The 6107-nt window shown below is 68.9% G+C and carries 5 protein-coding genes and 2 pseudogenes; 4 read left to right on the top strand and 3 right to left on the bottom strand.

All coding sequences use genetic code 11. The features are described 5' to 3' along the window. A pseudogene (locus Q0W90_RS22495) lies at positions 1-267 on the bottom strand (mycothiol transferase); the annotation flags it as partial. Positions 268-381: 114 nt separating this feature from the next. Here Q0W90_RS22495 and Q0W90_RS22490 point away from each other — a divergent pair. From Q0W90_RS22490 to Q0W90_RS22475, 4 genes and pseudogenes are all read left to right on the top strand, one after another. Further along, positions 382-2124, top strand: a complete 1743-nt coding sequence (locus Q0W90_RS22490) for an amidohydrolase family protein (protein ID WP_297700715.1) — start codon at positions 382-384, stop codon at positions 2122-2124. Positions 2125-2163: 39 nt separating this feature from the next. Next, positions 2164-2652, top strand: a pseudogene (locus tag Q0W90_RS22485) (PPE family protein); the annotation flags it as partial. A 193-nt stretch (positions 2653-2845) separates the two neighbouring features. Then, positions 2846-3244, top strand: a complete 399-nt coding sequence (locus Q0W90_RS22480) for a pyridoxamine 5'-phosphate oxidase family protein (protein WP_297601068.1) — start codon at positions 2846-2848, stop codon at positions 3242-3244. A 126-nt stretch (positions 3245-3370) separates the two neighbouring features. Beyond that, entirely contained in the window at positions 3371-3934 is a 564-nt protein-coding gene (locus tag Q0W90_RS22475; RefSeq protein ID WP_297700713.1) for a carboxymuconolactone decarboxylase family protein, read from the top strand. On the opposite strand, the gene Q0W90_RS22470 is transcribed toward Q0W90_RS22475, so the two are convergent. Then, positions 3923-4759, bottom strand: a complete 837-nt coding sequence (locus tag Q0W90_RS22470; protein WP_297601073.1) for an SDR family oxidoreductase — start codon at positions 4757-4759, stop codon at positions 3923-3925. The two genes, Q0W90_RS22475 and Q0W90_RS22470, sit on opposite strands and share 12 nt — an antisense overlap. A 117-nt stretch (positions 4760-4876) precedes the next feature. Then, on the bottom strand, positions 4877-6107 hold a 1231-nt coding region (groL, locus tag Q0W90_RS22465; protein WP_297776722.1), incomplete at its 5' end, for a chaperonin GroEL.

Here is a 6107-nt window from a genome sequence, read left to right as displayed (position 1 = left end):
GTTGCGCGGCAGGTCCAGTCCGAACCGGTCCACCCAGCCGTCGCGCGACCACACCTGCTCGACGCCGGCCACGTCGGCCAGCTGGATGTCCTGCACCCGCGCGCTGTGCCAGATCAGCCAGGCGATGCTGTTGGCGTTCGGGGCCGGCCGGTAGCCGGACACCTCGTCGGTCAATCCCTCGGTGATCTCGTCGACGTGTTCGATCAACCGGGTGAATGCGTCGCGCAGGAGGTCTTGGACAACGGCGGCATCGTCGGTGCTGGCCATAGCCGCGACACTACGGGAGCGCCGCGTCGAAGACAGCGTCGACGTCATTGCCGGTGGGGTCGCGCGCGAAGAAGATCCTGGCACGACCCGGCGCCACGGTCGTAGATTGTTTGGATGACTTACGACCTCGTCATCCGCAATGGCACCATCGTCGACGGGCTGGGGGGTGAGCCGTACGTCGGTGACGTGGCGGTGGCCGACAACGTCATCCAGGCGGTCGGCGCCATAAACGGGGCCACCGCCTCGCGGGAGATCGATGCCACCGGTCTGCTGGTCACGCCCGGCTTCGTCGACCTGCATACCCACTACGACGGCCAGTCCATCTGGTCGGAGCGGCTGACCCCGTCCTCGGCGCACGGGGTGACCACGGTGGTGATGGGCAACTGCGGGGTCGGCTTCGCGCCCTGCCGTCAGGAAGACCACGACGTCCTGGTCGACGTGATGGCCGGCGTCGAAGACATTCCCGGCGTGGTGATGACCGACGGCCTGCCGTGGACATGGGAGACCTTCCCGGAATACCTGGACGCGCTCGATGCGGGCCGCCGCGATATCGATGTGGCCGCGTACCTGCCGCATTCGCCGCTGCGGGTGTACGTGATGGGTCAGCGCGGCGCCGACCGCGAGCCGGCCACCGAGGACGACCTGGCGAAGATGAGGGCGCTGGCCAAGGAGGCGATCGAGGCCGGTGCGCTGGGCTTCGCGTCGTCGCGGTTGACCATCCACAAGACCGAAAGCGGTTCGCCCATACCGAGTTACGACGCCGCCCGCGAAGAGATCGAGGAGATCGCCAGGGGTGTCGTGGACGGCGGTGGGGGCCTGCTGCAGTTCGTTCCCGACATCCCGTCCGGCGGCTACCAGCCCGTGCTGCAGACGGTGTTCGACGTCGCCGAGGATGTCGGGCTGCCGCTCACCTTCACCCTCGTCGTCGGCAACTCGGGGGACCCGACGTGGCCGGACGCCATCACGATGATCGAGAAGGCCAACGGCAGGGCGGACACCGCCGACGCACAATTCACCGCGCAACTGTTGCCCCGCCCGATCGGGTTGATCATCGGGCTGCAACTGTCGGCGAATCCGTTCGTGCTCTATCCCAGCTATCGCGAGATCGCGCACCTGCCGCTGGCCGAGCGGGTCGCCGAGATGCGCAAGCCCGAGGTGCGTGCCCGCATCCTGGCCGACAAGCCCGGCCACGGTCACCCGATCCTGTTCGTGGCCCAGATGTGGGACTGGATCTACCCGCTGGACGAGGACCCCGATTACGAGCCCGACCCGTCGACCAGCATCGGGGCCCGCGCCCGCGCCAAGGGTGTGGCTCCGATGGAGGAGGCCTACGACCGGCTGCTCGACGACGAGGGCCGGGCCATGCTGTTGGTCGCGACCAGCAACCTGCAGGGCAACTCGCTGGACACCGTCGGGGAGCTGCTGCACCGCGACGACGTGGTGCTGGGCCTCGGCGATGGCGGCGCGCACTACGGGATGATCTGCGACGCCAGCTACTCGACCTACTTCCTGACGCACTGGGCGCGCGACCGCGAGTCGGGACGCTTCACGGTGCCCGAGGCGGTTCGCGAACTCACTTCCGTGCCGGCCCGCATCGCCGGGCTGAGCGATCGCGGCCGCATCGCCGTCGGCTACAAGGCCGACCTCAACATCATCGACCACGCCGCGCTGCGGCTGCACAAGCCGGTCATCAACCACGACCTGCCCGCCGGCGGTCGGCGCCTGGACCAGACCGCGGACGGCTATGTCGCCACGATCGTATCCGGAGAAATCATCGCTGAACACGGCGTCCCCACCGCTGCCCGTCCGGGCAAGTTGGTGCGTGGCCGTCAACCCGGCCCGGCGGTCTTGCAATAACGCCACCAAAAGTGGCATATACCAGCTAAGTTGGGGCCCGTGACGAACCCGCATTTTGCGTGGTTGCCGCCGGAAGTCAACTCGGCACTAATTTTCTCCGGTCCTGGTCCCGGGCCGCTGCTTGCTGCCGCGGCGGCGTGGGACGGGCTGGCCGGGGAGCTGGCGTCGTCGGCATCGTCTTTTTCTTCGGTGACGTCAGATCTTGCCAGTGGGTCATGGCAGGGCGCGTCGTCGACCGCCATGATGACCGTGGCCAGCCGATACGTGAGCTGGCTCAGCGCGGCGGCCGCGCAGGCGGAAGAGGTGTCCCACCAGGCCTCGGCCATCGCGACCGCGTTCGAGGTGGCGCTCGCGGCCACGGTGCAGCCCGCCGTGGTGATGGCCAACCGGGCGTTGGTGTCGGCGTTGGCGGCCAACAATCATTTGGGGCAGAACACCCCGGCGATCGCCGACATCGAGGCCGCCTACGACCAGATGTGGGCCTCGGACGTGGCGGCGATGTTCGGGTACCACGCCGACGCGTCGGCGGCCGTGGCCAAGTTGCCGCCCTGGAATCAGGTGCTGCAAAACCTCGGCTTCTCCAACGCCAGCACCGCGGTCACGCGCCCGGCCAGTTCCGGCGCCGTCGCCCGCGGCTACACGTCGCGCATCGCGGGGTTCCTCACGCCCCCGGCACCGCAGTGACGCGGACCGCATCGGTTCGCGCCTATCCTGGAACATCATGCGCAGCAAGAAGAAGGTCGATTTCAAGGCGCTGGCAGACGCGCTTGTCAACTACCCGTACGCCTACCTGATCACGGTCGACGACGAATACCGTTCGCACACGGTGACGGTCGAGCCCGAACTGCTCGGGGAGACTCTCCACGTCGGCCTCGTCGGCGGCCGCACGCAGCAGAACCTGGCCCGGCGCCGCGACGTCACCCTGCTGTGGCCACCGCCCGAACCCGGGGGCTATTCGCTGATCGTCGACGGCGAGGCCTCGGCGTCCCTTGAAAACCGAGCCGACGCCGTTCGGCTCGACGTGGTGCCCACCCGCGCGCTGCTGCACCGCGACGCCGACTCCCCCGAAGCGGCCAAGGGCTGCCTGCACGACTGCGTGGTGTTCTCGCTGCCCGCCTAGCGGCGTTCGCAAGCGCGGCCGTGGCGATCGCAAGCGCGGCGAAGCCGGGCGCAGCGGGTCGCCACCATGGGCCGAGCCGGGCGCTGCGGGTCGCCGCCATCGGGCTAGGGCCGTACAGTCTCATCCGTGAGCCGCGTCGCACCACTCGCCCCGCCGTGGAGCGAACAAGACGCCGCCGGCATCAACAGCTGGGGTCACCCGGACCGCACCTACGAGCCGCTGCTTTTGGTGCGCTGCCTGCAGCGCCATCCTTCGCTGGCCTCCCGGCTGCGTAAGCTCGGTGAATCCCTTTACACCGCAGCGCTTTTGCCGCCCCGAACGCGGACAATCGCCATCCTTCGCGTGTGCGCGCTCGTGGGCTGCGCCTACGAGTGGGGCGGGCAGGCCGCCTTCTGGGGTCCGATCGCCGGTGTCAGCGACGACGAGTGCGACGCGCTGGTCACCGGCGGCCCCGACGACCCGCGGTGGAGCGCGGCCGAGCGGACGCTGATCGCGGCGGTCGACGAGTGCGAGCGCACCGGCTCGTGGTCGGAGGCGACCTGGACGGCGCTGGGGCGCGACCTCGACGACGAGCAGCGGATCGAATTGCTCACGGCCGTCGGCTGGTATCGCACGATCTGCACGCTGTGCAACGCGCTCGCGCTGCCGGTGGAGGGCTGGATGCGCCGCTGGCCGGGGTCAGCTCGCTGACCGGTCCCTGCCGATGTCTCTTTTGAGGCCCGGATGCTGATTCTTCAATAGCGGCAGCAGCAGCCGTCGCGGCATGAACTGAAACAGGCGGGTGCTGAATTGGCTTGGCAGCCCGGGGATTACGGTGCCGCGGTCTTTGTCGAGCGCGTCGATTCCGGTGTGCGCCACCTCGCGCGACGGCAGCCACATGAACTTCGGGAACGCGTCCGCGAAATCCCGCTCGTCCATGCCGGCGTTCTTCAGGAACCCGGTGCGCACCGGTCCCGGGCACAGCAGCGCGACGGTGACACCGGTGCCGGCGAGTTCGCCGCGCACCCCTTCGGTGTAGGTCTTCACGAACGCCTTGGTGGCGGCGTAGCCGGCCTGCCCGGGGAACGGGTGGTAGCCGGCGGTCGATCCGACGTTGAGGATCGCGCCGCGACCGCGCGGCACCATCTGCTGGATCGCGCGGGTGGTCAAGTCGATGACGGCCTCGACGTTGACCCGCACCTGAGCGATCTCGTCGTCGACGTCCGCCTTCGTCACCGACCCGATGGTGCCGATGCCGGCGTTGTTGACCAGGATGTCGGCGGTCAATCCGCGCCGACCGACCTCGTCGAACAGGCCGGCGCGGGCGGCGCAATCCGCGACGTCGCAGGCGATCACCTCGACCCGCACCCGGCCGGCGAGTTCGTCGGCCAGATCGCGCAGCCGGTCTTCGCGGCGGGCGACGAGCGTCACGCCGTGGCCGCGGTCGGCCAGCTCGCGCGCGATGTCGGCGCCGATGCCCGACGATGCGCCGGTCACGACGGCGGTGCTGGTGGGTGAAGGAGTCGGAAGCGCCACGCGTTCACCCTAGAGCGCCGAGTGCTCAGAGCACTCACCGCCCGTGGGCACGAAAAAACCCGGCCCGCGCGACGCGGACCGGGTTTTCTCGTGCTTGGGACTTTTCCGGCGTGGGACTTAGAAGTCCATGCCGCCCATGCCGCCGGTGGGGTCGCCCATCGGAGCGGCCGCCTTCTCCGGCTTGTCGGCGACGACGGCCTCGGTGGTCAGGAACAGGCCCGCGATGGACGCCGCGTTCTGCAGCGCCGAACGGGTCACCTTCACCGGGTCGGCAACGCCGGCCTTCAGCAGGTCCTCGTATTCGCCGGTGGCCGCGTTCAGGCCGGTGCCGGCCTTCGCATTGCGCACCTTCTCGGCGACAACGCCGGGCTCCAGCCCGGAGTTGAAGGCGATCTGCTTCAGCGGAGCCTCGAGCGCCACGCGGACGATGTTGGCGCCAGTGGCCTCGTCGCCCTTGAGCTTGAGCTCTTCCAGGGACGGTGCCGACTGCAGCAGCGCCACGCCGCCACCGGCGACGATGCCCTCCTCGACGGCCGCCTTGGCGTTGCGCACCGCGTCCTCGATGCGGTGCTTGCGCTCCTTGAGCTCGACCTCGGTGGCGGCCCCGGCCTTGATCACCGCAACACCGCCGGCCAGCTTGGCCAGGCGCTCCTGCAGCTTCTCGCGGTCGTAGTCGGAGTCGCTGTTCTCGATCTCGCTGCGGATCTGAGCCACCCGGCCGGCGATGGCGTCGGAGTCACCGGCGCCCTCGACGATGGTGGTCTCGTCCTTGGTGACGACGATCTTGCGGGCCTTACCCAGCAGCGAGATGTCGGCGGTCTCGAGCGAGAGCCCGACCTCCTCGCTGACGACCTGACCACCGGTGAGGATGGCCATGTCCTGCAGCATCGCCTTGCGCCGGTCACCGAACCCGGGGGCCTTGACCGCCACCGACTTGAAGGTGCCGCGGATCTTGTTGACGACGAGCGTGGACAGCGCCTCGCCCTCGACGTCCTCGGCGATGATCAGCAGCGGCTTACCGCCCTGGATGACCTTCTCCAACAGCGGCAGCAGGTCCTTGACCGTCGACACCTTGGAGCTGACCAGCAGGATGTACGGGTCCTCGAGGACCGCTTCCTGACGCTCGGCGTCGGTGACGAAGTACCCCGAGATGTATCCCTTGTCGAAGCGCATACCCTCGGTGAGCTCCAGCTGCAGGCCGAAGGTGTTCGACTCCTCGACGGTGATCACACCCTCGTTGCCGACCTTGTCCATGGCCTCGGCGATCAGGTCGCCGATGGTCTGGTCGCCCGCGGAGATCCCGGCTGTCGCCGCGATCTGCTCCTTGGTCTCGACCTCCTTGGCGCTC

It is taken from the genome of Mycobacterium sp. (assembly GCF_025933915.1).
Lineage (GTDB): Bacteria > Actinomycetota > Actinomycetes > Mycobacteriales > Mycobacteriaceae > Mycobacterium.
This window is presented reverse-complemented; position numbering and strand designations above follow the sequence as displayed.

Coding starts and splice junctions, on each gene's coding strand:
- Q0W90_RS22490 (WP_297700715.1), top strand. CDS start 382: ATGACTTACGACCTCGTCATCCGCAATGGCACCATCGTCGACGGGCTG.
- Q0W90_RS22480 (WP_297601068.1), top strand. CDS start 2,846: ATGCGCAGCAAGAAGAAGGTCGATTTCAAGGCGCTGGCAGACGCGCTT.